The organism is Rhodococcus sp. NPDC003322, assembly GCF_053589555.1.
Genome location: NZ_JBSFSC010000006.1, coordinates 472,178 through 496,368, shown reverse-complemented (window position 1 = coordinate 496,368; position 24,191 = coordinate 472,178). Strand labels below are relative to the sequence as shown.

23 protein-coding genes are annotated in these 24,191 nt (G+C 68.7%); 6 read left to right on the top strand and 17 right to left on the bottom strand.

Annotated features, from left to right (window positions below):
• Nucleotides 1-13: 13 nt before the first annotated feature.
• On the bottom strand, nt 14-1,546 hold the full coding sequence (locus ACWDUM_RS24795) for a carboxyl transferase domain-containing protein (RefSeq protein ID WP_450136003.1): 1,533 nt from the start codon (nt 1,544-1,546) through the stop codon (nt 14-16).
• 145 nt (nt 1,547-1,691) lie between these two features.
• Between ACWDUM_RS24795 and ACWDUM_RS24790 the strand changes: the two genes are divergently transcribed.
• Nucleotides 1,692-2,303, top strand: coding sequence for an SACE_7040 family transcriptional regulator (locus tag ACWDUM_RS24790; protein WP_450114529.1), 612 nt, complete (start codon nt 1,692-1,694; stop codon nt 2,301-2,303).
• A gap of 117 nt (nt 2,304-2,420) precedes the next feature.
• Nucleotides 2,421-2,750 carry a YnfA family protein gene (locus tag ACWDUM_RS24785; protein WP_450136002.1) on the top strand — a complete coding sequence of 110 codons (330 nt, stop codon included), beginning with the start codon at nt 2,421-2,423 and terminating at the stop codon, nt 2,748-2,750.
• 27 nt (nt 2,751-2,777) lie between these two features.
• On the opposite strand, the gene ACWDUM_RS24780 is transcribed toward ACWDUM_RS24785, so the two are convergent.
• The 9 genes from ACWDUM_RS24780 to ACWDUM_RS24740 form a co-directional block, all read right to left on the bottom strand.
• Entirely contained in the window at nt 2,778-3,422 is a 645-nt protein-coding gene (locus tag ACWDUM_RS24780) for a YoaK family protein (protein ID WP_450136001.1), read from the bottom strand.
• Nucleotides 3,423-3,503: 81 nt separating this feature from the next.
• The gene (locus ACWDUM_RS24775; RefSeq protein ID WP_450136000.1) at nt 3,504-3,767 is read right to left on the bottom strand and encodes a GlsB/YeaQ/YmgE family stress response membrane protein; all 264 of its coding nucleotides are present in this window, start codon (nt 3,765-3,767) and stop codon (nt 3,504-3,506) included.
• 150 nt (nt 3,768-3,917) lie between these two features.
• The gene (locus ACWDUM_RS24770) at nt 3,918-5,030 is read right to left on the bottom strand and encodes an NDMA-dependent alcohol dehydrogenase (protein ID WP_450135999.1); all 1,113 of its coding nucleotides are present in this window, start codon (nt 5,028-5,030) and stop codon (nt 3,918-3,920) included.
• A gap of 55 nt (nt 5,031-5,085) precedes the next feature.
• On the bottom strand, nt 5,086-6,588 hold the full coding sequence (locus tag ACWDUM_RS24765; protein WP_450135998.1) for an aldehyde dehydrogenase family protein: 1,503 nt from the start codon (nt 6,586-6,588) through the stop codon (nt 5,086-5,088).
• Between the two features lie 122 nt (nt 6,589-6,710).
• Nucleotides 6,711-8,369 carry a sigma-54-dependent Fis family transcriptional regulator gene (locus ACWDUM_RS24760; protein WP_450135997.1) on the bottom strand — a complete coding sequence of 553 codons (1,659 nt, stop codon included), beginning with the start codon at nt 8,367-8,369 and terminating at the stop codon, nt 6,711-6,713.
• A 12-nt stretch (nt 8,370-8,381) separates the two neighbouring features.
• A complete protein-coding gene (locus ACWDUM_RS24755) occupies nt 8,382-9,971 on the bottom strand; it encodes an AMP-binding protein (protein ID WP_450114568.1) in 1,590 nt (529 codons plus the stop codon).
• Between the two features lie 203 nt (nt 9,972-10,174).
• Nucleotides 10,175-11,491: an MFS transporter gene (locus ACWDUM_RS24750; protein WP_450114535.1), complete on the bottom strand. Its 1,317-nt coding sequence runs from the start codon at nt 11,489-11,491 to the stop codon at nt 10,175-10,177.
• Nucleotides 11,492-11,627: 136 nt separating this feature from the next.
• Complete coding sequence (gene bphC, locus ACWDUM_RS24745; protein ID WP_450135996.1) at nt 11,628-12,530, bottom strand: biphenyl-2,3-diol 1,2-dioxygenase; 903 nt, start codon at nt 12,528-12,530, stop codon at nt 11,628-11,630.
• A gap of 54 nt (nt 12,531-12,584) precedes the next feature.
• On the bottom strand, nt 12,585-13,757 hold the full coding sequence (locus tag ACWDUM_RS24740; RefSeq protein ID WP_450135995.1) for a hydroxylase: 1,173 nt from the start codon (nt 13,755-13,757) through the stop codon (nt 12,585-12,587).
• 369 nt (nt 13,758-14,126) lie between these two features.
• Between ACWDUM_RS24740 and ACWDUM_RS24735 the strand changes: the two genes are divergently transcribed.
• Together ACWDUM_RS24735 and ACWDUM_RS24730 are read left to right on the top strand one after the other, a co-directional pair.
• Nucleotides 14,127-14,699: a nuclear transport factor 2 family protein gene (locus ACWDUM_RS24735; protein ID WP_450135994.1), complete on the top strand. Its 573-nt coding sequence runs from the start codon at nt 14,127-14,129 to the stop codon at nt 14,697-14,699.
• A 116-nt stretch (nt 14,700-14,815) separates the two neighbouring features.
• Entirely contained in the window at nt 14,816-15,580 is a 765-nt protein-coding gene (locus ACWDUM_RS24730) for an IclR family transcriptional regulator (RefSeq protein ID WP_450114539.1), read from the top strand.
• 115 nt (nt 15,581-15,695) lie between these two features.
• On the opposite strand, the gene ACWDUM_RS24725 is transcribed toward ACWDUM_RS24730, so the two are convergent.
• The 3 genes from ACWDUM_RS24725 to ACWDUM_RS24715 form a co-directional block, all read right to left on the bottom strand.
• Entirely contained in the window at nt 15,696-16,841 is a 1,146-nt protein-coding gene (locus ACWDUM_RS24725) for a Rieske 2Fe-2S domain-containing protein (protein ID WP_450135993.1), read from the bottom strand.
• Nucleotides 16,842-16,977: 136 nt separating this feature from the next.
• Complete coding sequence (locus tag ACWDUM_RS24720; RefSeq protein ID WP_450136042.1) at nt 16,978-17,232, bottom strand: hypothetical protein; 255 nt, start codon at nt 17,230-17,232, stop codon at nt 16,978-16,980.
• A gap of 290 nt (nt 17,233-17,522) precedes the next feature.
• The gene (locus ACWDUM_RS24715; RefSeq protein WP_450135992.1) at nt 17,523-18,278 is read right to left on the bottom strand and encodes an SDR family NAD(P)-dependent oxidoreductase; all 756 of its coding nucleotides are present in this window, start codon (nt 18,276-18,278) and stop codon (nt 17,523-17,525) included.
• A 119-nt stretch (nt 18,279-18,397) separates the two neighbouring features.
• On the opposite strand from ACWDUM_RS24715, the gene ACWDUM_RS24710 reads away from it, so the two are divergent.
• Nucleotides 18,398-18,982 (top strand): TetR/AcrR family transcriptional regulator, encoded by a 585-nt coding sequence (locus ACWDUM_RS24710; protein ID WP_450114542.1) that lies wholly within the window; start codon nt 18,398-18,400, stop codon nt 18,980-18,982.
• A 68-nt stretch (nt 18,983-19,050) separates the two neighbouring features.
• On the opposite strand, the gene ACWDUM_RS24705 is transcribed toward ACWDUM_RS24710, so the two are convergent.
• The 3 genes from ACWDUM_RS24705 to ACWDUM_RS24695 all read right to left on the bottom strand — a co-directional run bounded on the left by ACWDUM_RS24705 (nt 19,051) and on the right by ACWDUM_RS24695 (nt 21,613).
• A complete protein-coding gene (locus ACWDUM_RS24705; RefSeq protein WP_450135991.1) occupies nt 19,051-19,545 on the bottom strand; it encodes a hypothetical protein in 495 nt (164 codons plus the stop codon).
• Nucleotides 19,546-19,634: 89 nt separating this feature from the next.
• Nucleotides 19,635-20,513 (bottom strand): alpha/beta fold hydrolase, encoded by an 879-nt coding sequence (locus ACWDUM_RS24700; RefSeq protein WP_450135990.1) that lies wholly within the window; start codon nt 20,511-20,513, stop codon nt 19,635-19,637.
• Between the two features lie 41 nt (nt 20,514-20,554).
• A complete protein-coding gene (locus ACWDUM_RS24695; protein ID WP_450135989.1) occupies nt 20,555-21,613 on the bottom strand; it encodes a YeiH family protein in 1,059 nt (352 codons plus the stop codon).
• A 102-nt stretch (nt 21,614-21,715) separates the two neighbouring features.
• Here ACWDUM_RS24695 and ACWDUM_RS24690 point away from each other — a divergent pair, with 102 nt between their 5' ends.
• Nucleotides 21,716-22,615: a LysR family transcriptional regulator gene (locus ACWDUM_RS24690; RefSeq protein WP_450114546.1), complete on the top strand. Its 900-nt coding sequence runs from the start codon at nt 21,716-21,718 to the stop codon at nt 22,613-22,615.
• Here the strand turns inward: ACWDUM_RS24690 and ACWDUM_RS24685 are convergent.
• Nucleotides 22,587-24,191: a long-chain-fatty-acid--CoA ligase gene (locus ACWDUM_RS24685; RefSeq protein ID WP_450135988.1), complete on the bottom strand. Its 1,605-nt coding sequence runs from the start codon at nt 24,189-24,191 to the stop codon at nt 22,587-22,589. The genes ACWDUM_RS24690 and ACWDUM_RS24685 overlap by 29 nt on opposite strands.

Below are 24,191 nucleotides of genomic sequence, written 5' to 3'. Positions count from 1 at the left end.
ACAGTCATGTCACTCACATCCGGAAGACGCCGTAGGACACCGGCTCGATCGGCGCGTTCGCGCACACCGACAGGGCCAGTCCCAGAACATCTCTGGTGTCGGCCGGGTCGATGATGCCGTCGTCCCACAGCCGGGCGGTCGAGTAGTACGGGTTGCCCTGGGCCTCGTACTGGGCGCGGATCTCGTCGGGGTCGCTGCCCGAGCCGACGGTGCCGAGCACCGACGCGGCCTGCTCGCCGCCCATCACGGAGATCCGGGCGTTGGGCCACATCCACAGGAACCGCGGCGAGTACGCGCGCCCGCACATCGAGTAGTTGCCCGCACCGTAGGAGCCGCCGATAACGACGGTCAGCTTCGGCACCCGTGCACAAGCGACCGCGGTGACCATCTTGGCACCGTGCTTGGCGATGCCGCCTGCCTCGTAGTCGCGGCCGACCATGAACCCGGCGATGTTCTGCAGGAACAGCAGCGGGACCGACCGCTTGTCGCACAGTTCGATGAAGTGCGCGCCCTTCATCGCGGACTCGGCGAACAGCACACCGTTGTTGGCGACGATCCCGACCGGGTGCCCGTGGATCCGCGCGAAACCGGTGACCAGCGTCTTGCCGTACTCCGCCTTGAACTCCTGGAACTCCCCGCCGTCGACGACCCGGGTGATGACCTCGTGCACGTCGTACGGGGTGCGCGGGTCGGTCGGGACCACGTCGTAGAGCTCGGTCTGATCGGCGACCGCGTCGACGGTCTCGGCCACGTCCCACGGCCGCGGACTGCGCGGGCCCAGGGTGGAGACGATGTTCCGCACGATCCGCAGCGCGTCCTGATCGTCCGCGGCGAGATGGTCGGTGACACCGGAGACCTTCGAGTGCAGGTCACCGCCGCCGAGCTCCTCCGCCGTGACGACCTCACCGGTCGCGGCCTTCACCAGCGGCGGGCCGCCGAGGAAGATGGTGCCCTGGTTGCGGACGATGACGGCCTCGTCGCTCATCGCCGGCACGTACGCGCCACCGGCGGTGCACGAGCCCATCACCGACGCGATCTGCGCGATCCCCTTCGCGCTCATCGTCGCCTGGTTGAAGAAGATCCGGCCGAAGTGCTCGCGGTCCGGGAACACCTCGTCCTGCCGCGGCAGGAACGCGCCACCGGAGTCGACGAGGTAGATGCACGGCAGGTTGTTCTGCAGCGCGATCTCCTGCGCCCGCAGGTGCTTCTTCACCGTCATCGGGTAGTAGGTGCCGCCCTTGACCGTGGCGTCGTTTGCGACGATCACGCACTCGCGGCCGGAGACCCGGCCGATCCCGGCGATCATGCCCGCGCCGGGGCACTCGTCGCCGTAGAGGCCGTTCGCCGCCAACGGCGAGAACTCCAGGAACGGGCTGCCCGCGTCCAGCAGCGTGTTCACCCGGTCGCGCGGGAGCAGCTTGCCGCGGTCGACGTGCCGCTGCCGCGACTTCTCACTGCCGCCGAGGGCCGCGGTCGCGAGCCGCTCGCGCAGCTCCTTCACCAACCGCTCGTGATCGTCCCTGTTGCCTGCTCGGTCGAAGCCCATCTCGCCGCCTGTCCGGTCCGTGCCACTCGTGGCTCCGGCACCAACGTTGCCGTCGACACCATTTCGGTTAACTATCAATAACCGAATTTAAGATAACTGTGCTTAACTGAGTTGTCCAGACCCCCATCCGGAGAGGAGAACCCGCGTGTCGGACCCGAACACCGCGGAAGCTCCGGCACCCACCCGTCGCAGCCAGGCCAAGGCCGACCGGCGCCGTCAGCTGTTGCAGGCCGCCTCCCGGTTGATCGCCGAGCGCGGATACGCCGGGGTGCGCCTCGAGGACCTCGGCTCCGCGGTGGGCATCAGCGGCCCCGCCGTCTACCGGCACTTCTCCAACAAGGAGGCGTTGCTGGTCGAACTGCTGGTGGACATCAGTGCGCGCCTGTTCGACGGCGGCACCGACGTGGTCGAATCCGCACGGGACGCGCACTCCGCGCTCGCCGGTCTGATCGAGTTCCATCTGGACTTCGCACTCGGCGAGTCCGACCTGATCCGGGTCCAGGACCGCGATCTCGGGTCGCTGCCCGAGGCCGCGCGCCGGCAGGTGCGCCAGTTCCAGCGCCGGTACGTCGAGCTGTGGGTGCAGGTGCTGCGGGAAACGGACCCGGCACTGTCGGAGACCGAGGCCCGAACCAAGGCGCACGCAACCTTCGGCCTGATCAACTCGACACCGCACAGCGCGGCGCGGACCACCCCCACGCACACTCGCGACGTGCTGCGGCGAATGACCGTCGCGGCACTGGCGCCGGGAGTGTGACGCGAGGCGGTGGCCGTCGGCCGCTCGCCGCGCCTGCACACCGTCCACGGTAGGCCCACCGGCCTCGTTGCGAGGTCCGCCCCGACCCGAATCCGGGTCGCGGATATCGTCGCGCCCATGACCGTCGCGAAGTCCGTCGCCCTGTTCGCCGTCGCCGCCGTGTTCGAGATCGGCGGGGCCTGGCTGGTGTGGCAGGGCGTCCGCGAGCATCGCGGCTGGCTGTGGGCCGGGCTCGGCGTGCTCGCGCTCGGCGTCTACGGATTCGTCGCGACGCTGCAGCCGGACGCGAACTTCGGGCGCATCCTCGCCGCGTACGGCGGCGTGTTCGTCGCCGGCTCACTGGTGTGGGCGATGGCCCTCGACGGCTTCCGCCCCGACCGCTGGGACCTGATCGGCGCGTTGATCTGCCTGGCCGGGGTCGCCGTCATCATGTACCCGCCGCGGTGAGGCCGCGGCCGGATTCCCGAGCAGGGTTCAGGCCGAGCGGGACCGGTTCGCGAAGGCCACCGCGAGCGCCAGAGCCGTAACGACGGCGACCCACAGCCCCGCCAACCCGACACCGTGGTGGACGGCGGTCCCGGCGGCGACGCCCGTCAGCAGGCCACCCCAATGACCCGCGAACCGGGTCCACTCCCAGCGCGGACCACCCGTCATTGCGGCGGCGATGCTGCGCCCCAGTCTCACCAGCGTCCCGGTCATGTAGGTCAGGCTGATCGACGCCCCGTCACCGCGGTCGAACACCGTGTTCTCGGCACCCATCGCCAGTGCCAGTGCCGCGATGACAACCTGCTCCGGACCGAAGCCGGACACCACTGCCGCGATCGAGACCAGGACGGCCACCACGATCATGATCACCGAGCCGCGCCGGGTCCCGGCCCGTTCACCGACGAGCGCGCCGAGGACGACTCCGAGCACGAACAGGCCGATGACCCCTGCACCGACGAGCGCCGGGTGCCAGTTCCCGTCGACGGCGGCGACACCCATCCTGGTGGTGTTGCCGCTCATGAACGAGACGAAGAATCCGCCGAGCGTGATGAACCCCATCGCGTCGACGTAGCCGGCCAGGGCGGCGAGAACCACCGCGACCGCATAGGTCCTGCGACCGGCGTCCACCACCACGGCTGGTTCCCCTCTGATCGGCGCTCCGTTCCGGACAACACTGTCACAGAACACGCGGTCAGAGGAAAACGCGCTTGCCGACTAAGACTTTCGGGTCAGCGAGGTGTAGCCGAGGGTCAGCACCGCGGCCGCCGCGATACTGATGATCCACCGCCACCAGTCGATGCCCGCGGTGTCACCGGTGTCGCTGATCATCCCCCACACCCAGTAGCCGATCAGTGCGCCCGCGATGCCGAGCAGGACCGTCACGATCCACCCCATCGCCTGCTTTCCCGGGATCACCAGCCGGGCGAGCACCCCGATGACGGCACCGAAAATGATGGTTCCGATGATGTCTCCGACCATGGCGGACTCCTCTTCTGCCATTTCGGTCCCGGGATCACGTGGATCTCGGGCTCATCCGATCGTGGCACGGCGCGGCGCCGATGGGAACACCCCGGGAACGCGGACATCCCCCGGCCCGTCGTCCGGGCCGGGGGAGGTCCGCTGCGAGACCTACGATCCGTGCACGATCACGCCACGAATGTTCTTGCCGTCGCGCAGGTCCTGGTAGCCCTGGTTGACGTCTTCGAGGCGGTACTGCGTGGTGACCAACTCGTCGAGTTTCAGCTGGCCCGCATCGTATAGACGCAGCAGCTTGACGATGTCGTACTGCGGGTTCATCGACCCGAACAGCGACCCCTTGATGGTCTTCTGGTTCAGGGTCAGGTCGCAGCCCGAGACGTGCACGGTCAGCTTCGTGGGGTCGGCGAGTCCGGTGATGACGACGGTGCCGCCCTTGCCGATCACGGCGGTCGCGGCGGAGACGACCTCTTCGTCGACGGTGCCGACCAGGATGAGGGCCGCATCCGCGCCCTGTCCCCAGGTCAGCTCCGCCACCTTCTCGGCCGCGCTCGCCGCATCGGGGAAGGCGTGTGTGGCACCGAATTTCAGCGCGGTCTCCCGCTTGAGCGGAACCGGGTCCACCGCCACGACGTACTTGCAGCCCGCGCTCACCGCACCCTGGATCGCGTTGATGCCGAGCCCTCCGACGCCGTAGACGACGGCGGTGTCCCCGGCACGCAGATTGCCCGCGTTGACGGCGGTGCCCCACCCGGACGGCACGCCACACCCGACGAGAACCGCGGTCTCGAGCGGCAGCCAGTCGTCCACCTTGACGACCGAGTGCTGGGAGATGGTGGCCCGCTCGGCGAAGGTGCCGAGCATGCACATCGCACCGAAATCCGTTCCCTTGGAATGGAACCGGAACGTACCGTCCGGCATCGACCCCTCGAGGATGGTGGCGCCCATGTCGCACAGGTTCTGCCGACCCGTCGAGCAGTAGCGACAGGTGCCGCAGTTCGGGATGAAGCTGCACACGACGTGGTCGCCCGGCTTGACCTTGGTGACGCCGGGGCCGACCTCTTCGATGATCCCGGAGCCCTCGTGGCCGCCGACGATCGGGTACCGCGGCGGCAGGTCGCCGTCCGTCAGGTGCAGGTCCGAGTGGCACAGGCCGGCGGCGGTGTACTTGATCAGCACCTCGCCCGGGCCCGGCCCGTCCAGGTCGAGCTCCATGATCTCGAAGGGCTTGCCGGCCTCGAGCAGGACTGCTGCTGTGGTCTTCATGTGTTTCTCCTTCTTCGAACGAACCGGTCGGGGGTGGGAGGGTCGGGTCGTACTGTCACAGCGCGACGTTGACGGACTTGGTGATGGTGTAGGCGTCGAGGCCGGCGGCACCCAGTTCGCGACCCCAGCCGGACTGCTTGTAGCCGCCGAACGGCATCGCGGTGTCGAAGCCGTTGTACTGGTTGATCCACACCGACCCGGCCTTGATCTGCCGGGCGGTGCGGTGCGCCTTGGAGATGTCCTTGGTCCAGATTCCCGCGGCCAGGCCGTAGATCGAGTCGTTGGCCGCGGCGGCCACGCCGGCCTCCGCGTTGAACGGCAGCGCCGCGACGACGGGACCGAAGATCTCCTCGCGGACGATCGAGAATTCGGGCTTGACGTCGACGAACACGGTCGGTTCGACGAAGTAGCCGGTCTCGCCCCAGCGCTTGCCGCCCGTCAGCGCCCGCGCGCCGTCCGCGAGCCCGGCGGCGAGGTAACCGGTGACCTTGTCGAACTGTTCCTGCGACACGAGCGGCCCGAGCTGGGTGGCGGGATCGAGGCCGGGTCCGATCTTCACCTGACTGGCGGCGGTTGCGACGGCCTGAGTGAACTCGTCGAAGATCTTGTCCTCCACGAAAAGTCGAGTCCCCGCGACACAGCACTGCCCGTGGTTGAACAGCCAGGCGTTCAGCGACCCCTCCACGGCGGCGTCGAAGTCCGCGTCCGCGAACACGATGTTCGGGCTCTTGCCGCCGAGTTCGAGGGTGACCTTCTTCAGGTTGCCCTTCGCCGCGTCGACGATCTTCTTGCCCACCTCGGTCGATCCGGTGAACGCGATCTTGTCGACACTCTCGTGGGCCGAGAGCGCGGCGCCGGCGTCACCGAAGCCGCTGACGATGTTGACCACGCCGGGCGGGAATCCGGCTTCCTGGAACACCTCTCCGAGCAGCAGTGCCGTCAGGGGTGTCTGCTCGGCAGGCTTGAGGATGACGGTGTTGCCCGCGGCGAGGGCGGGAGCCAGCTTCCACGCCGCCATCAGCAGCGGGAAGTTCCACGGCACGATCAGCCCGCACACCCCGACCGGTTCGCGCAGCGTGTAGGCGTGGAACTGGGCGTCCGGAGCGAACGGCATCGACACGTTGACGGTGCTGCCCTCGATCTTGGTGGCCCAGCCCGCGTAGTAGCGGAACACGTCCGCGGCCCAGGCCACGTCGACGGCGGACGCGATGCCCGCGGACTTGCCGTTGTCGAGAGCCTCCAACTGTCCGAACTCCTCGGCTCGCTCACTGAGGATGTCCCCGACACGCCAGATCAGCCGTTCCCGCTGATTCGGCTTCATCGACGCCCACGACCCCTCGTCGAACGCCCGCCGTGCGGCCCGCACCGCCCGGTCGACGTCCTCGGCCTGGCCGTGCGCGACCTCGGTGAGCACGTTGCCGGTGGCCGGGTCGTACGTCGGGAAGGTGCGACCGGAGGCCGCCTCCACCCACTCGCCCCCGATCAAGAGCTTCTTCGGGCCTCCGGCCAGGAAACCCTGGACCCGGGCGGCCAGCGGGAAGTCGGCGATCGCTGTCATCGGAACTCCTTCGAACTGACGATGTGACGTACGCCATAGTTCTCGAAGTTCCGGGCTGCCAACTGTCCAAGGTTCGGACACCTGTGCATCTGCGCCGGCCGTGAGTGACCGGGGAAATCAACTCACGGACGCGAAGCGCTCACGTCGAGTGCGCGCATGCGGGTGTACAGGGTGCTGCGACTGATCCCCAGTTGCGCGGCCGCGTGCACCTTGTTCCCGGCGCAGTCCGCGAGCGCGTCGACGATCGCCTGACGCTCGGCCCGCTCACGGCCCCCGAGCCTGCTCACCCGATCGGAGGTCCGATACCGCGGTGGCAGGTCGTCGACCGTGATCACGGCGCGATGGGCGGCCGCCACCTGCGTCATCACCACTCTCAGCTCGGCGAGGTTCCCTGGCCACCGGGCCGCCGCCACGGCCTCGCGCGCCGAGCCAGTGAGGCGGGTTCCCGGCGCGCACTCGTCGAGCATCGCCTGGGCGAGGTCGGCCACCTCGTCGCGACGCTCGCGCAGCGCGGGCAGCGTCACCCGCTCGGGACACCGCGCCATCAGTGACGCGACCGGCCGGGGCAGGTCGACCTCGGGGCAAGCGGTGAGCACGATGCGCGGTTCCTCGCCGGCGAGCGCCGCGGCCAGCAGTGGTAGCACCGCCTCCGGCAGCAACTGCGCCTCCTCAACGACGACGACGCCACGTCCGACCAGACACGGAGCGAGATCGCCGATCCAGGAATCGAGACCACGCAGCACGATGTCCGACGCATCGAACCACCGCGCCGGATCGTCACCAGCGACATCCCGGGCGGCGACGGTGCGCCCCGACCCGGGTTCACCGAGCACCGCCACGGATCCGGACACGGTCCGAAGCCGCTCGAGTTCACGCCGGACCCGCTGCCCCGGTTCGACTCTCGCGCTCCCCCTCGGCACCGGGGTTGCCTGACGGTCGACGGGCTGCACGAGAAACAACGCCCCGCCGTCCGCACCCGCGACCCGGTCGGCCCGCACGGTGACCGCCTCCCCGGACGCGAGTTCGAGGTGCACGGTTCTGGACTGGTCGGGTTTCAGATCCGCGGCCAGTCCGCGCAGCACCGCGTGATCGGTGCCATCGAGCATCTCCTGGGCCGCGCGGTTGGACAGCAGGAGATCCTCCCCGATCGCGGCGACGGCGGTCTGCCGCTGGGGTGAGACCCGGTGGAACGCATCGACGAGTCGCTGCTCGGATGCGCGTGCCCCGGCCAGCAGCCGTCCCTCGATGTCGGCGGCGGCTCGCTGGAGGAACGGCGCGAACAGCGAGTTCACCTGCGGACCGATGCAGGTCATGTCGAGGATGCCTTCGACTCGGCGGGTCACCGGGTGGATGATCGGGTGCCCGTAGCAGCTCAGGTCCTTGAACTGCTCGAGGTAGTGCTCGGCACCGTTGACCACGACGCCGCGGCGCACCTCCAGCGGGGTCCCGAGCGCGTTGGTCCCAGCCCGGTCCTCCCCGAAACGTGATCCGACGACGACGCCGAGGCGTTCCATCCGCCGTTCCACCGCCGGGTTGTCGAACACCCGGGCCACGATGCGGCAATCCGGGTCGGCCAGCAGCAGACACAGTTCGGTGCCCGCGATCTGCAGGCCGACCTCGTCGAGCACCGGCCGGGCCGCGCGAAGCAGCCGGCTGGTGAAGTCCAGGTCGTCGGTCGGGGTGCCCTCGAACGCACGGCCCGGGTCGACCCCGCTGAGCGCGGATCGCTTCCAGGACAGCGCGATCTCGGGCCGGACCGTCAGTGCACCGTCCGCTGTCATGGGTCCGCTGCCCTAGCCCCGGCCGATCAGCTCGAGCGACTTCTCGCGCATCTCGATCTTGCGGACCTTGCCGGTGACCGTCATCGGGAACTCGTCGACGACGTGGACATAGCGGGGGATCTTGTAGTGGGCGAGTTTGCCGGCGCAGTAGTCGCGCAGCGCATCGGCGTCGAGCGGTGCGGCGCCCTCGCGCATCCGCACCCACACCATCAATTCCTCGCCGTACCTGTCGTCGGGCACACCGATCACCTGCGCGTCGAGAATGTCGGGGTGGGTGTAGAGGAACTCCTCGATCTCGCGCGGGTAGATGTTCTCGCCGCCGCGGATCACCATGTCCTTGATACGTCCGGTGATCGCGACGTACCCGTCCGCGTCCATCACCCCGATGTCGCCGGTGTGCATCCACCTCGCCGCATCGATGGCCTCGGCGGTCTTCTCCGGGTTGTTCCAGTAGCCGAGCATCACCGAGTAGCCGCGAGTGCACAACTCCCCCGGCTCACCGCGCGGCACAGTCAATCCCGTTGCCGGATCGACGATCTTGACCTCCAGGTGCGGGCCGACCCGGCCGACGGTGGACACGCGCTGGTCGATGGTGTCGTCGGAGCGGGTCTGCAGCGAGACCGGCGAGGTCTCGGTCATGCCGTAGCAGATGGAGACCTCGCTCATGCCCATCTGTTCGATGACCTGCTTCATCACCTCGACCGGGCAGGGCGATCCCGCCATGATGCCGGTCCGCAGGCTCGACAGGTCGTAGCTCGCGAAGTCCGGGTCGGCGAGCTCGGCGATGAACATCGTCGGCACCCCGTACAGGGAGGTGCAGCGCTCTGCCTGCACGGCAGCGAGGGTGGCCTTCGGGTCGAACGCCGGCGCCGGGATGATCATGGCGGCACCGTGGCTGGTGCAGGCGAGGTTCCCCATGACCATGCCGAAGCAGTGATAGAACGGCACCGGGATACACACGCGGTCGAGCTCGGTGTAGTGGCACAACTCGCCGACGAAGTAGCCGTTGTTGAGAATGTTGTGGTGACTGAGCGTGGCACCCTTCGGGAATCCCGTTGTGCCCGAGGTGTACTGGATGTTGATCGGATCGTCCGCGGACAGCGCGGCCTGGGCCTGCGCCACCGCGGTCGGGTCGGCGGTGTGCGCGGCGCGCCCGTCGGCGACGAGCCTATGCCACGCGTCACTTCCGAGCAGGATCACCGAGTCCAGGTCCGGACAGTTCGGCCGTACCAGCTCGATCATCGCGGCGTAGTCGGAGGTCTTGAAACTCGCCGCGGAGATCAGCATCGCGATGCCGGCCTGCTCGAGCACGTACTGCAGCTCGTGTGACCGGTAGGCGGGGTTGATGTTGACCAGGATGGCGCCGATCTTCGCGGTCGCGTACTGCACGATCGTCCATTCCGGGCAGTTCGGGGACCAGATGCCGACCCGGTCCCCCTTGCGCACTCCGCGCCCCAGGAGTCCGGCAGCGAGGGCGTCGACCTCGGCGCCGAACTCGGCATATGTCCAGCGCCTGCCACCGGCGTGGTCGACGAGGGCGTCACGGTCGCCGTACGCGGCCACCGTCCGGTCCAGGTTGCCGCCGATGGTGTCCCCCAGCATCGGGGCGTCCCACACACCCGACCCGTAGCTGGGCAGTGCACTCGGCGCGGCGGGCGCGGTCCCGGTCATCGTCAGTCCTCCCTCGCACCCGGCGGCCGGATGCCTCTGAAATCGAAGCTACTCACACAATTGTGACCCACGACATACTCCTGCGGGCGAGGTGCCGGTAACTGTCCGGGAACCGAACACCCCGCCCGTCCGAGCTAGAGCGACAGGTCCTTCGTCTCGACCAGGGCCCGGGTGCAGAAGAAGCTGAGCACTGCGAGCGCGGCCAGCATCACGCCGATGGCGATGCCCCCGAAGGAGGACGCGAGTGGCGCCGCGATCAGCGGCGGGATCGCGCCGCCGAGCACGCCGGCGAGGTTGTATCCGAGCCCGGCGCCGGTGTACCGGTAGCGGGTGTGGAACATCTCCGGCAGCAGTGCGCCGCAGGGGCCGTACGCGACGCCGAAGATCGTCAGCGTGCCGAACATGCCGATCGCGAACGCGGCCGGCGAACCGGTGTCGAGGAGCGGGAACAGTGCCAGCGCCCAGACCAGTGCCGCGACGCAGGACGCCATGATCACCTTGCGGCGACCGATCCGGTCCGAGTACAGCGCGGAGACGATGATCGCGGCCCCGAACACGAACGCGGAGGCGATGCCGACGGAGAGCACGAAGGGTCGCGAGAAGCCGAGCGTCTTGGTGCCGTAGCTGGTCAGGAACGCGGTGCCCATGTAGAAGAACGCGAACAGGGTGGCCAGGGCTCCGGCGGAGAGCATGATCTCCTTGCTCTGGTGACGCCAGGCGTCCGCGAAGGGCAGCCGCCGCACCTCCTGCGGCGCAGCCTGATTCGCCCGGAAGACGGGAGTCTCCTCGATCGCCAGGCGCATGTAGAGGCCGATCGCCACGAGCACGATGGAGAACAGGAACGGCACCCGCCAGCCCCAGGCGAGGAAGGTGTCGTTGGTGTCGCCGAGGATCGAACCGGTGACCAGGAAGGTTCCCGAGGAGAGGATGAAGGCGATGGCCGGACCGAGCTGCGGGAACATCGCGTAGAGGCCGCGTTTGCCGGGGGGTGCGTATTCGGCGGTGAGCAGAGTCGCGCCGGCCCATTCGCCGCCGACCGCGAAGCCCTGCGCGAACCGCAGCAGCACCAGGATCAGGGGGGCCGCGACGCCGATCGTGTCGGCGCTGGGCAGCAGGCCGATGAGCAGCGTCGAGATGCCCATCAGGAGCAGGGTGGAGACCAGGGTCTTCTTCCGCCCGATCCGGTCACCGTAGTGCCCGAAGAGCATCGCCCCGACCGGGCGGGCGATGAACGCGACCGCGAACGTGGCGAACGAGGCCACAGTGCCCGCGGTGGAACCGAGGGCGGGGAAGAACACGGTCGGGAAGACCAGCGCGGCGGCCGTCCCGTAGATGAAGAAGTCGTAGAACTCGATGGTGGTGCCGATGCAACTGGCGACGGCCACTCGGCGCACGCTCGTCCGAGTCGCGGGCGCTGCCGCGGTCTCCGACGCTGGCGACACTGTCGTCATGGGTCCCTCTTCTCAGAGCAGATGGGGCCCGGCGTGCTCGCCGGGACTGCGAGAAAAGGTAGTGACGCGGCTCACGTCCGAACCACCCCCGAAAGGGGGTGAGGTGACCTGAGTCACCCCACCCCGGGTCGGCGCGTCAGGGAATGAAGGCGGCGAGGGGCTCGGCCGCCGACTGGTCGTGACCCCAGTAGGCGTCGGCGGTGATCTCCTCCGACGTGTAGTGCCGCTCGTCGACGAGCATGCCCTCGGTACCGAACTCGAGATCCCACCCGCCGGGGGCGCGGACGTAGAACGAGATCATCTTGTCGTTGGTGTGCCGGCCCAACGTCGACGAGATCGAGAAGTCGTTGCGGTTGACCCGGTCCAGCGCCTGGCCGACCGCGTCGAGGGTGTCGACCTCGGTCATCAGGTGGACGAGGCCCGGCTCCTCGTTCGGCGGAGCGGGGCACAGCGCGAGGCTGTGGTGGCGCTCGTTGATGCCGAGGAAGCGCACCCGGGCCAGGCCTTCCTCGTCGAGCCGGATCGAGCCGCGCGGCAGGAAGCCGAGGACCTGGGTGTAGAACTCGTACGTCTCGTCGAAGTTCGCCGCCGGCAGCACCACGTGACCGAGACCGAGCCCGCCGGTCACCCAGCGTCCGGCGAAGGGCGTCACCACGGGGGTGTGGTCGAGAACCGGGCCGTGGAACACCTCGAGGCGGGTGCCCGCCGGGTCGTCGAACGCGATCGCCTGCTCGGCGTCGAGGTACGTGCTGTCCTTCCGCGACAACACCTCGACGGTCCTTCCGGACTTCTCGACGCCCTCACGCACCCGCTCGAGCGCGAACTCGTCACGCACCTCCCAGCCGACGGCCAGGGCCCGGTCGGAATCACCGGGAAGCACCGCGATGCGGGCGCGACGTTCGTCGACGCGGGCGTATAAGCCCTCGGGCTCGGGGCCGGAACCTTCGGCCATGCCGAGACCGTCCAGGAGCAGCTCGCGCCAGCGCGGCACGTCCCGCGTCTGGATGCGGAGGTACCCGAGAGCTTTCAGTTCTGTCATGTCTGTCGTCCTCGAACAGTGAAGGGGGATGGTCTCATTGCGCGGTACGCGCGGTCAGATCATTGCGCGGTACGCGCCCTGCGGGTCGCCACCGAGCTGGGTGAGGGCCGCGGAGTGGTAGATCATGCCGGGCACGTGAATGGCGTGGGTGAGACCGACGTGCGCGTCGCGCCAGAACCGCTGCATCGGCGTCTTCAGGTGCACCGCGCCGCCGCCGGCACGAGCGAAGACCTCGTCCATCGCCCGGACCGCACGCCACGCGGAGGAGATCTGGGTGCGCCGGCCGATCGCCCGCTCCTCGAAGCCGATCTCCTCGCCGCGATCGGTCTTGTCCCAGAAGCGGTCGACCGTCTCCAGCAACGTGATTCGCGCGGCGGAGATCTCCGATGCGGCCTCGCTGATCGCGAAGAGGACGTACGGGTCCTCCTTGATCGGGACACCGGTGACCTGGACGCGCTCCTTCTGCGCGGCGATGTAGCAGGCCAGCGCGCCCTCGGTCATGCCGATCAGCGACGAGGTGATGCCCAGCGGGAAGATGTACGAGAACGGGAACTTGTACAGCGTCTCGTCCCGCCCGGCGTGCTTGGCACCGTTGCCGCTGAGGACGATGTCGGCGTCGATCGTGCGATGGGCCGGGAGGAACGCATCCTTGACGATCAGGTCCTTCGAGCCGGTCCCGCGCAGGCCGATCACATTCCAACTGTCCTGGTCGATCTCGTAGTCGCTGCGCGGGAGCAGCACGTGCAGCACCTGGTCGGTTCGGTTGCCGTCCTTGTCGCCGACCGCGGCACCGATCATGACCCATCCGCAGTGGTCGGTGCCGGACGAGAACGACCATCGGCCGTTGAGAATGTAGCCGCCGTCCACGGGGACCGCGACGCCCATCGGCGCGTACGGCGAGGCCATCCACATGTCGTGGTCGGCGCCCCAGACCTCGTCCTGCGCCTTCGGGTCGAAGAAGGCGAGCTCCCACGGGTGGACACCGACGATGCCGGAGACCCATCCGGTGGCGCCGTCGATCGCGCCGATCGCCATCGCGGTCTCCGCGAACTCGCGCGGGTGCGCCTCGAAGCCGCCGTACTCCTTCGGCTGCAGCATCCGGATCACACCGGATTCCCGCAGTGTCTTGGCCGTGGTGTCCGGCAGGCGCATCAGCCTGTCCCCTTCGGGGGCCTGAGCACGAATCTCGTCCGCGTGCGCCATGATCCGGTCGAGCACCTGTCCCATTGCATCCTCACATTCGATGTAATTCAAACCGCGGTGGCCGGACGGTGTCCCCCCACCGAAGACCGGAACGGCCGGTACCACGAAGATCCGGGGCGGCCCGGTGGCCCCGCGAGGGCCCGGTCCGTCACCGGGATCACATTTCGCCCTGTCCGCGAACCGTAGTCAGCGCCGCTGCGAGCCGACAGCGGTGTTCCGATGAACGGAACGGTCTCGGTTCGCGCCGGGAGAAGCCACGAAAGCGCGCGAGCCCGAACCGAATCCGCATTCGGCTGGACGGAAACCCGGCGGCGGACCCGAACACCCTCGGCTAGGAAGGGCGACGGCTTCCCCGGTCCGCACCCCGCGCCCGGGCCCATCGAAAGGACCGCGATGACCACGAACGAAAACGTCGAGAACGTCGAAAGGGCGGACGCCGACGACACGGAGCGGCGCCTGCGGACGCTCGAGGAACGGGTCCGTCTCCTCCAGGACCATCTCGACATCACCACGCTCATCTACTCGTACGGCCCGGCCGTCGACACCCGCGCCGAGCGGGTCGTGGCGGAGATCTGGACCGAGGACGGGGTGTACGACGTCGACACCGGGCGCCTCGAGGGTCGCGCGGAGATCGCGGCAATGGTGTCCTCGGACATGCACGTGGGGTTCGTCGACGGCGGATGCGGGCACGTCGCAGGCCCCGCCCACGTCACCGTCACCGGCGACACCGCGGTGGCCACGCTCTACACGCAACTGGTCACCAAACACCCCACCGACGAGGGCTTCCGGGTCACCCGGCTGAGCGCGAACCGGTGGGAACTGGCCCGGACCGCCCACGGCTGGCGGGTGACGACGCGGACGAACCGTCTGCTGGACGGCGGCGACGAGGGCCGTGCCGTACTCGCCGCCGGGGTCACGAAGGCGCGCGACCCGCAGCGGGCGGGCCGGCCCAACCCGGCAACGTGACGGCCGTCACGACCGCTGCTATAGTCCCTCTCATATTGATTGATCGCTTGCTCAATGACGACCGTGGTGCGTCCCCGGCTCGTCGACGTATCGATTACGGAGGTCCGCGAAACACCATGTCGAGCGAAGAAAACTCCCCGGTCGCAGTGCTCGACCGCGTCTCGATCCTGCTCGATGCCTTCAACGACAGCGAGCGCCTCACCCTCTCGGAGCTGTCCCGGCGCACCGGCTTCCCGCGGTCGTCCACGCACCGAATGCTCGTGCAACTCCTTCGCCTGCAGTGGATCCGGCGCCGTGGACACGCCTACGAACTCGGCATGAAGATGTTCGAGCTCGGGTCGCTCGCCCGGCACCACGACAGCGTGCACCGCGCCGCGCTGCCGGTCATGCACCAACTGCACGCCACCACCGGCCTGACGATCCATCTCGCGGTGCTCGACGGACCCGATGTGCTCTACCTCGAGCGAATCGGCAACGGCTTCTCCATGACGCTTCCGTCCCGGGTCGGAGGGCGCCGGGCGGCGGTCCACACCGCCCTCGGCAAGGCGATGCTCGCGGCGACCGGTGCGGATCCGGAACTCGCGATGGCCGACCGGGCCGCCGCCACCCCGCACAGCATTGCGGACCCGTCGGAACTGCGCCGCGAGTTCGCAGGCATCCGTGAGCGGTCGGTCGCATTCGATCGGAACGAAGCGGTGGTCGGCGCGTCCTGCGTGGCCGCGGCGATCGGCGACGGACGGACCACGGTCGGCGCGATCTCCGCCTGCGGACCGAGCGACCGGATCAATGCCTGGGCCCTGGTCGCGCCGGTGCGCATGGCGGCGCTGACGGCATGGCGCCGGATCGACGAGCCACGCTCGATGCACGGTGTCCCCGCCTGAGGCTCGCCACCTCGGTCCGACGACACCGTTCGGAACCAACCGTCGCGTCCGATCGACGAAAACAGCTGTGCCCCCTGCGTGTTCACACAGGGGGCACAGTTCGCGATCGGACCGACTACTGCTCGACCGCCATCTTGGCGAGATTCTCCTTGACCTCGGTGGCCCAGTTCTGCCGGGCCCGGGTGGTGTCGACCTCGAACTCGAACCGCTTGGTCATGTCCTCGGTGACGTCTTCGACGTCCACGTAGAACTGCTGGTACCAGCGCCGCAGCTGGTACACCGGACCGTCCTCCTCGGTCAGCAGCGGGTTCTCGATCCGGGACTTGTGCTTCCAGATCTCGATGTCCTGCTTGAACTGGGTCTCGACACCCTCGGTGAACATCGTCGCCATCGCCGTGGCCTCCTCGTCGGAGACGCCCTCCATCCGCTTGACCGTGGTGCCGAACTGGAGCACGAACGAGTCCTGGGTGACCGGGTAGTGACAGTTGATCAGCTTGGTCTCGACCTTGTTCCCGCCCGCGATCGTGTAAACGGTGTCGAGCATGAAGGACGGACCGTAATACGACGCGTCCGACACCGTCTCGGCGTCGGGCATGTCCAACTGCACACCGGTCTGGATGTCGTCGCGCCCGTACGAGCGCATGTGCTGCGACGCGACGTGACCCTCGAAGACGTTCTTGAAGAACTCCGGCATCTGGAAGTGCACGTAGAAGAAGTGCGCCATGTCGACGACGTTGTCGACGATCTCACGGCAGTTCGAGCCCTCGACGAGGAAGGACGTGTAGGTCCATTCGCTCCACTCGTCGGTGCCCCACCCCTCGATCTCGGGGATGGTGACCTCGGGCGGGGGCGGGTTGCCCTGCGGATCGTTCCAGACGAAAAACAATCCGTTGCGCTCCAGGCTGATCCAGCTCCGCGTCTTCGCGAGCGGAGGTACCCGGCGCGCGTAGGGAATGGACGTGCAGCGACCCTTTCCGCCCCACCGCCAGTCGTGGAACGGGCAGGCGATGTCGTCGCCCTTGATCTCACCCATCGCCAGGTTGCCGCCCATGTGCCGGCAGAATGCGTCCAGCACGTTGAGCTTTCCGGCGGTGTCCGCCCACACCACCAGATCGGTGCCGAAGATCTTCACCTGATGTGGCTTGCCGTCGCGGAACGAGTCCGCCAGACCGATGCAGTGCCAGCCGCGTGCATAGCGGGTGGGGTTGCTCCCGGTCTCGATGTTCCTGACTTCGGGCTCGGTGGCCGAGTCGACGGTCATGTCTCCTCCAATTGATCCTGTGGTCACCGGTCGGGCGGGCTGTCCCGACCGGTCGAACGGTCGTCGTGCCGGAAGTCCCTGGTTGGTTGACGGCACCGGGGCACGACAGGGTCCTACGGCGCGAGATACAGCGCGTTCAACGCAGACGGCCGGGAACGGGGTAGGTGCGCCCCGACTCCACGAGGCGGCCGCTGCGGACCGCCTCGTCCACCGTGGCCTTGAGCGCGGTGCAGGAGGGCAGGCTCGCGGTGTTCACACCCTGCTGTGCGAGTGCGCGAAACTCGGTGCACCGCACCGACGCATCCTCGAGCCACTGGACGCTGGTGTGGGTGGGGCTGTACGTCTCCACCAGCACCGGATTCCCACATGTCCGGCAGTCGAGCTCCTGCATTGCCACGGTCCTTCCCTTCGGTGTATTCGAGGCGGCCCAGCCGCCGTGCAGTCGAGGCGGCCCAGCCGCCGTGTAGTCGAGGCGGCCCAGCCGCCGTGTAGTCGAGGCGGCCCAGCCGCCGTGTAGTCGAGGCGGCCCAGCCGCCGTGTCGCCGAACCGGGCCGGCCGTCCTGTCTCGAACGGCCCGCCGTTGCGTCGGTTTCGAGCGACACTACGAGGGATGCGGCGGCCGAAGAATCGTTGTTCCGTTGAGCTGTACTCTTTTCCGCCGGTTCGGTGAGTTCGCTGGTTCAGCGCATCAGCGCCTGTCCACCGTCGACCGTCAGCGAGTGCCCGGTCACGTATCGGGCGGCCGGACTGCACAGGAACACCACCGCGGGCCCGATGTCGTGTTCCGCGTCGCCCAACCGACCCAACGGCACCGTCTCGAGATACGCCCGGTACTCCTGCGGAGCCAGTTCACTCCACTCGCGCATCATCGGGGTGTCCGCGAGTGGCAGCACCGCATTGACCCGGATGTCGTCACCGCCCCATTCGCACGCCGCGGTGCGGGTGAAGACTCGGATCGACTCCTTGGCCGCCGCGTACCCACCGAATCCCGAAGGGTCCCATCGGACACCCGCCGACGACGCCAGGTTCACCACCGACCCTCCGCCGCGCAGGTGTGGATGACATTCGCGCATCAGCCGAAGCGTCGCCAACGGACCGGAGGCCGCCGCCTCGTCGTAGACCCCCTCGTCCAGATCCAGCAGCCGGCCGTGCGCCGCCGTCTGTGCGTTGTTGACCAGAATCGTCAGGCCGCCGAATCTGTCGACGACCCCGGCGACCGTGCGCCGGATGGCGTCCAGATCGGTGACATCACAACGGAAGACCTCCGCGTCGCCACCGCGCCGCCTGATCTCGGCGGCCGTGTCCTCCAGGCGCGCCGGGGTCCGCCCGACCACCGCGACCGCCGCACCCTCGGACGCCAGGGCCAGCGCGATCCCGCGCCCGATCCCCTGTCCGGCACCGGTCACCAGTGCCACCCGCCCCGTCAACACACCCATACATGCCTCCTCGTCCGCGGATCCGGTCGGTTCCGGATCGCGGCGGCAAGTGTGGGGCCGGTCACGAATGTTGATCAAGCGTTCGATCAGCTCAGCGGACACCCGATACTGTGCAGCTCATGGACCCGCAGGAACGCAAACGCCAGATACTCGACCGCGCGGCGGAGGTCTTCGCCGCGAAGGGCGTTGCCTCCACCACGGTCCGGCAGATCGCGGACGCGGTCGGCGTGTACTCGGGGACGCTCTATCACTACTTCCCGTCGAAGGAAGCGATCGTCGTCGAGATCATCCGCGAGTACTTCCAGGATCTCGAACAGCGCTTCGGCGCGGTCCAGGCGGGCGACCCGGATCCCCTGACCCGGCTGCGCATGCTGGTCCTCGCCGCGCTCGAGGCCGGCCGGAACCACCCGCACGCCACCCGGATCTGGCAGAACGAGCCGGACTACATGCAGGAGCGGATGGTCGAGTCCGGCCTTGGCGACGAGGGCGCCGAGATAGAGGGCATCTGGTCCGAGACGATCGTCGCCGGCGTGGAGGCGGGCACCTTCCGCGACGACATCGATCCCGAGGTCTTTCGGATGCTCATCCGCAACGCAGTGTGGATGACCTCGCAATGGTACGTCCCGTCCGACGCGGTGCCCCTGGAGAAGATGGCCGCGGACATCACGACCGTGTTCGTCGACGGGTTCCACCGGCCGGCCTGATCCCTCTCGGCACCGAACGGCCGCGGCCCCCACACCGGACGGTGCGGGGGCCGCGGCCGTCGCGTGGGTCAGCGACCGGCAGCGCTGAGGATCTCCTGCCGCAGCTCGGACCACACCACCGCGTAGGCGTCGGGGTCGGCGACGGTGTCGGCGAGCAGTTCCTGGTAGCGCGCGAGCCGGGGCACGTACGCCGAGACGTCGTCGAAGACATCGGCCGCGCGGCGGTCCAGATCGGCCAGCTTGTCCGCGTCCCCACCGACACCCGCGAACTCGGCGTCCAGGGGCTCGAACCGCTCGACGACCTCGGCGAAGAGAAACTCGTCGATGGAGACCCGCTCGGCGTCCAGCTGATCGTCGAGCTCGGCGATGCCCGCCGCGGTGAGCGAAACGGATCCGCTCTCGTCGGCGACGGCGCGGCCCATCTCCACCAGTGCGGTGAGCGCGGCCTGCGCGGAGGACTCCGCGACCCCCAGCTGCGGGGCGAGCACCGGGGGCGTCACCGCGCCCTTGAGCCGCACCGACTGCAGCAGAGCCAGCTCGTCCACATTGCCTGCGAAGGCCATCTGTGTTTCTCCTCTTCGTGTCCGTCGCGATCCGCGCTCGCGGCCGCATGGGTGTCCATCATCTCGCGGCGGGACGACGAGGGCAGCAGCTACCCGACGTGACGGTCCGCGTGGAGGGCGTCGAGGAAGCCGCCCGCCTCGGCGACGAACACGGCGTTGTCGTCACCGGCGACCATGTGCCCGGCCTCCGACACGTTGACCGCCGTCGCGTGCGGGATCAGTTCCAGCAGCTCGGCGACGCCGTCCTCGCTCACGATGTCGGACCGGCCGCCGTGCACGAGCAGGGTCGGCACCGTGACGGCCCGCGCCGCCGCGACCATGCGGGCGTGACTGCCGACCGGGGTCTCGCCGTCGGCGCGCTGGGCGGTGAACGCCGGGTCCCAGTGCCAGTGGAGCCGCCCGTCCTCACGTTCACGGAGGTTGCGGCGCAGCCCCTCGACGTTGGCCGGCCGGGTGCGGTGCGGCTGGTAGGCGGCGACGGCGTCGGCAACCTCGTCGAGGTCGGCGAAGCCGTCGGGACGGCTGGTCATGAAGGCGGTGATCCGCTTGACACCCTCCGGCTCGACCTTGGGGGTGATGTCGACGAGGACGAGCGCGCGGACGGTGCCCGGGTGCTCGCCCTCGGTGATCAGGCCGGTCATTCCGCCGAGGGACGCCCCGAACACGACGGGCCGCTCCCCCAGTTGATCGACCACTCCGCGCAGATCGGCGACCAGACCGCCGATCCGGTAGTCCCCGTCCGGTGCCCAGTCGCTCTCGCCGTGACCACGGGCGTCGAGGGTGTGGACGGTCCAGCCGTCGGCGGCGATCCCTGCCGCGGCCCGGTCCCACGAGTGCCGGGTCTGGCCGCCTCCGTGCAGCATCACCACCGCTCCCCGCTCGGTGGTTCCGGTGGCAGGGGTCCAGCGGTCGGCGGCGATCACGCCTGCGCCACCCCGCAGTTCGACGGTTTCGCGGTTCACGTTCACGCCCGTCACCCTAGATGCGGTTCCGGCGACCACGCCGGGATTCAGGCCACCAGCCAGGTACCCACCAGTGCGATGGCGGCCACCCACACCGTGGACAGGGCGGCCAGCACGAACGGCCGGGGGCCGACCGAACGGAGCAGGCTCACCCGGACACCGAGACCGAGGGCGAACATCGCGGTGGTCAGCAGCGCGGTCTGCGCCAGCTTGGCCTGGTCGACGAGAACCTGCGGCAACAGACCACTCGAGCGCAGTGCCACACATGCGAGGAAGCCGATGACGAAGACGGGGACCAGCGGGGGCTGCTTGCATTCCGCAACGCCATTCTTGGCCAGCCGCCTCTGCCGGGCGCCGAGGTAGGCCATCACGGGGGCCAGCATCAGCACCCGGGCGAGCTTGACCACCGTCGCCACCGCGAGCGCCCCTCCACCGATCACGCCACCGGCCGCCACCACCTGCGCGACCTCGTGGATCGAGCCGCCGGCCCACATGCCCGCCTGCCGGTCGGTCAGTCCGAGGATGTGGGCGAGGAGCGGGACGGCCGGGATCATCAACGTCCCGAAGACGACGACCAACGCCACAGCGGTGAGCAGCTCCTCCTCCTTGGCATCGACGACACCGTCTGCGGCGGCGACGGCGGCCGCCCCGCAGATCGAGAATCCGCACGCGATGAGGATGCGCTGCGTCCACGTCAGGCCGAGCAGCTTGCCCGCGTACATAGTTCCCACGATGCCGAGCACGACAATCGCCACCACGACGGCGATCACCCCCCAGCCGAGACCGACGACGTCGCTGAACATCAGCTGCAGTCCGAGCAGCGCGACGCCGACCCGCAGGAGCCGTTTGGCCGAGAAGTCCAGGCCCGGCCGGATCCAGCCGGGCACCGTGACGAGGTTCGCCACCATGGCGCCCGTCACGATCGCGATCAGCATCGGGTTGACCGCCGGGACCAGGCCGCCGATCCCCATCGCGAACGCGGCCCCCACCGCGCACAGCGCGACGCCCGCTGCGACGCCCGCCGCCCGCGTCCGGACCGGACCACCGGACGAATTCGACCGGGAATCGGCACTCGACTGCGCAACTTCTCGAACATCACTGGGCATACCGAAAACACTGCTGCACCACGCTCCTCCGCGGTAGCCGCCATCTTGCCATTGCCACATATCGAACTGATATGCCTGGACACGATGACATATGCTGTTCGCATGTTCAGTGGCTGGCCGGATCTCGGCGTCCTCGAATTGATCGTCGGCGTGGACGACCACGGAAGCCTCAGCGCCGCAGCCCGAATCGCCGGAATCGCCCAGCCGAACGCGAGCCGGTCGATCAAACGTCTCGAAGCACAGGTCGGAACACCGCTGTTGCAGCGAAAGCCCACGGGCTCGACGCTGACACCCGAGGGCACGGTGATCGCCCACTGGTCCAGAAAGGTGCTCGACGATGCCCGGCAACTGCTCGACGTCGCCGCGGGCATGCGGGAGAAGCGCGCCGCGGAACTGACCGTCAGCGCGAGCATGACGGTGGCCGAGCACCTGATGCCCGCCTGGCTCGGTCAGTTCCGGCGGATGGATCCGAACGTCACGATCCACCTGCAGGTGCGCAATTCGACGCAGGTCTTCGACGACGTCTCCACGGGCGCGTGCGATGTGGGGTTCGTCGAGTCCCCGACGGTACCCCGCGCACTGCACAGCGTGGCCGTCGCGCGCGACCGCCTGGTGGTCGTGGTCGACCCGCGTCACCCGTGGACCCGCCGCAGGCGCCCGCTGTCGGTTGCCGAGCTCGCGGCGACCCCACTCGTCGTCCGTGAGCCCGGATCCGGAACCCGAACCACCCTCGACCTCGCACTGCACGAATACGACAGGGCAGCACCGCTTCTCGAACTCGGAAGCGCCGCTGCCATCAGAACCAGTGTGCTCAGCGGGGTCGGGCCTGCGGTGATGAGCACCCTCGCGGTGTCCGCCCAGGTCGAGTCCGGCGAGCTGAAGGTGGTCGAGGTGGAGGACCTCCACCTCGACCGCACCCTCCGCGCCGTGTGGCGGCCACCGCGCCAACTCGAGGGCCCCGCGGGCGACCTGGTCAGACTTGTGCGACGAGTTCGCGTTTGAGGATCTTGCCGGTTGCCGTCATCGGAAGGACGGTGGTGAACTCGATGGATCGGGGGTACTTGTATCCCGCCATCCGGTCCCGGCACCACGCGATCAGCTCGGCCTCGCCGATCCGGGCCGTCGGCTCGAGGATGACGTACGCCTTCACCTCCTCGCCGTGGCTCTCGTGCGGAACGCCGATCACCGCCGCGAGGGAGACCGCCTCGTGGGTCATCAGGACTTCCTCGACCTCCCGCGGATAGACGTTGAATCCACCGCGAACGATGAGGTCCTTCGCGCGATCGACGATGTAGTAGAAGCCGTCGTCGTCGCAGCGGGCGAGGTCACCGGTGCGGAACCAGCCGTCCCGCATCACCTCGGCGGTCGCGTCGGGCCGACCCAGATACCCCTTCATGACGTTGTGCCCGCGCAGGGCGATCTCCCCGACCCGGCCCGACTCCGCAATCGTGTTCCACTCGTCGTCCACCAGGCGGGCCTCGACACCCCACACCGGCACCCCGATGGATCCCGGACGCTGATCCCGCTCGGGGTCGCTGAAGAGGGCCAGGGGCGAGGTCTCGGAGAGGCCGTAGCCCTCCAGGATCTGCACCCCGAAACGCTCGGAGAACCGGTTGAGGATCTCCACTGGCATCGCCGCCCCGCCCGAGATCGCCCGACGGATGGTGCGGGCGATCCGGGCGACGTCAACCCCCGACGTACCGGTCGTGTTCGCCCCGGCGGTGCCGGTCGTGTCGATCGTGTCGAGGGCGCCGAGCAACGCCCAGTACATGGTGGGTACCCCCGCGAACACGGTGATGCCCTCGTCCACCATGAGCCGCAGGGCTGCCGTCGCCTCGAACCTGGGCAGCAGCACCAGGGTGGCCCCGACCGACAGGCCCGCGTTCATGACGACGGTCTGTCCGAAGGAGTGGAACAGCGGCAGCGTGACGAGGGACGTGTCGCGGCGGATCGGGTTGCTGTCGAACAGCCTGTTCGCGGTCACGGCGTTCATCACCATGTTGGCGTGGGTCAGCTCGGCTCCCTTGGGCTTTCCGGTCGTACCGCTGGTGTAGAGGATCACCGCGGTGTCGTCCGGCCCGCGCACCGCCGAGCCGAACTCCTCGGACCGGTCCGCAAGCGCGGCACGAAGGGATGTGACGCCGTGACCCGACGCCACGGCACCCGGGTCGGTGGTGGCGAGGAACAGCTCACTGCACTGCGGCGCGTCCTCGAATCCGGCGCGGCCGAACTCCCCGATCGGCAGGTCGGCGGTGCCCTCGGAGCAGAAGTAGGCCCGGGCACCGGAGTCCTCCAGGTGGTAGGCGATCTCGCGTCCTTTGAGCATGATGTTCAGCGGGACGACGACGGCCCCGGCCTTGAGGATCCCGTAGTAGACGATCGGGAACTCGGGTACGTTCGGGAACGACATCGCCACGCGGTCACCGGGCTCCACGCCCCTCGAGATCAACAGGTTGGCAACCTGATTCGAGCGGGCGTCGAGCTCTGCGTAGGTCATACGCAGGTCCCCGAGGACGAGGGCGTCCCGGTCCGGGTAGCGGCGGGCGGAGTCCTCCAGCAGGAGGGAGAGATTCAGCAC

Bases quoted from the DNA above. Each gene is read 5' to 3' on its own strand.
- ACWDUM_RS24795 (WP_450136003.1), bottom strand. From the start codon at position 1,546: ATGGGCTTCGACCGAGCAGGCAACAGGGACGATCACGAGCGGTTGGTG.
- ACWDUM_RS24785 (WP_450136002.1), top strand. From the start codon at position 2,421: ATGACCGTCGCGAAGTCCGTCGCCCTGTTCGCCGTCGCCGCCGTGTTC.
- ACWDUM_RS24775 (WP_450136000.1), bottom strand. From the start codon at position 3,767: ATGGTCGGAGACATCATCGGAACCATCATTTTCGGTGCCGTCATCGGG.
- ACWDUM_RS24770 (WP_450135999.1), bottom strand. From the start codon at position 5,030: ATGAAGACCACAGCAGCAGTCCTGCTCGAGGCCGGCAAGCCCTTCGAG.
- ACWDUM_RS24765 (WP_450135998.1), bottom strand. From the start codon at position 6,588: ATGACAGCGATCGCCGACTTCCCGCTGGCCGCCCGGGTCCAGGGTTTC.
- ACWDUM_RS24760 (WP_450135997.1), bottom strand. From the start codon at position 8,369: ATGACAGCGGACGGTGCACTGACGGTCCGGCCCGAGATCGCGCTGTCC.
- ACWDUM_RS24755 (WP_450114568.1), bottom strand. From the start codon at position 9,971: ATGCTGGGGGACACCATCGGCGGCAACCTGGACCGGACGGTGGCCGCG.
- ACWDUM_RS24750 (WP_450114535.1), bottom strand. From the start codon at position 11,491: ATGACGACAGTGTCGCCAGCGTCGGAGACCGCGGCAGCGCCCGCGACT.
- bphC (WP_450135996.1), bottom strand. From the start codon at position 12,530: ATGACAGAACTGAAAGCTCTCGGGTACCTCCGCATCCAGACGCGGGAC.
- ACWDUM_RS24740 (WP_450135995.1), bottom strand. From the start codon at position 13,757: ATGGGACAGGTGCTCGACCGGATCATGGCGCACGCGGACGAGATTCGT.
- ACWDUM_RS24735 (WP_450135994.1), top strand. From the start codon at position 14,127: ATGACCACGAACGAAAACGTCGAGAACGTCGAAAGGGCGGACGCCGAC.
- ACWDUM_RS24730 (WP_450114539.1), top strand. From the start codon at position 14,816: ATGTCGAGCGAAGAAAACTCCCCGGTCGCAGTGCTCGACCGCGTCTCG.
- ACWDUM_RS24725 (WP_450135993.1), bottom strand. From the start codon at position 16,841: ATGACCGTCGACTCGGCCACCGAGCCCGAAGTCAGGAACATCGAGACC.
- ACWDUM_RS24720 (WP_450136042.1), bottom strand. From the start codon at position 17,232: ATGCAGGAGCTCGACTGCCGGACATGTGGGAATCCGGTGCTGGTGGAG.
- ACWDUM_RS24715 (WP_450135992.1), bottom strand. From the start codon at position 18,278: ATGGGTGTGTTGACGGGGCGGGTGGCACTGGTGACCGGTGCCGGACAG.
- ACWDUM_RS24710 (WP_450114542.1), top strand. From the start codon at position 18,398: ATGGACCCGCAGGAACGCAAACGCCAGATACTCGACCGCGCGGCGGAG.
- ACWDUM_RS24705 (WP_450135991.1), bottom strand. From the start codon at position 19,545: ATGGCCTTCGCAGGCAATGTGGACGAGCTGGCTCTGCTGCAGTCGGTG.
- ACWDUM_RS24695 (WP_450135989.1), bottom strand. From the start codon at position 21,613: ATGCCCAGTGATGTTCGAGAAGTTGCGCAGTCGAGTGCCGATTCCCGG.
- ACWDUM_RS24690 (WP_450114546.1), top strand. From the start codon at position 21,716: ATGTTCAGTGGCTGGCCGGATCTCGGCGTCCTCGAATTGATCGTCGGC.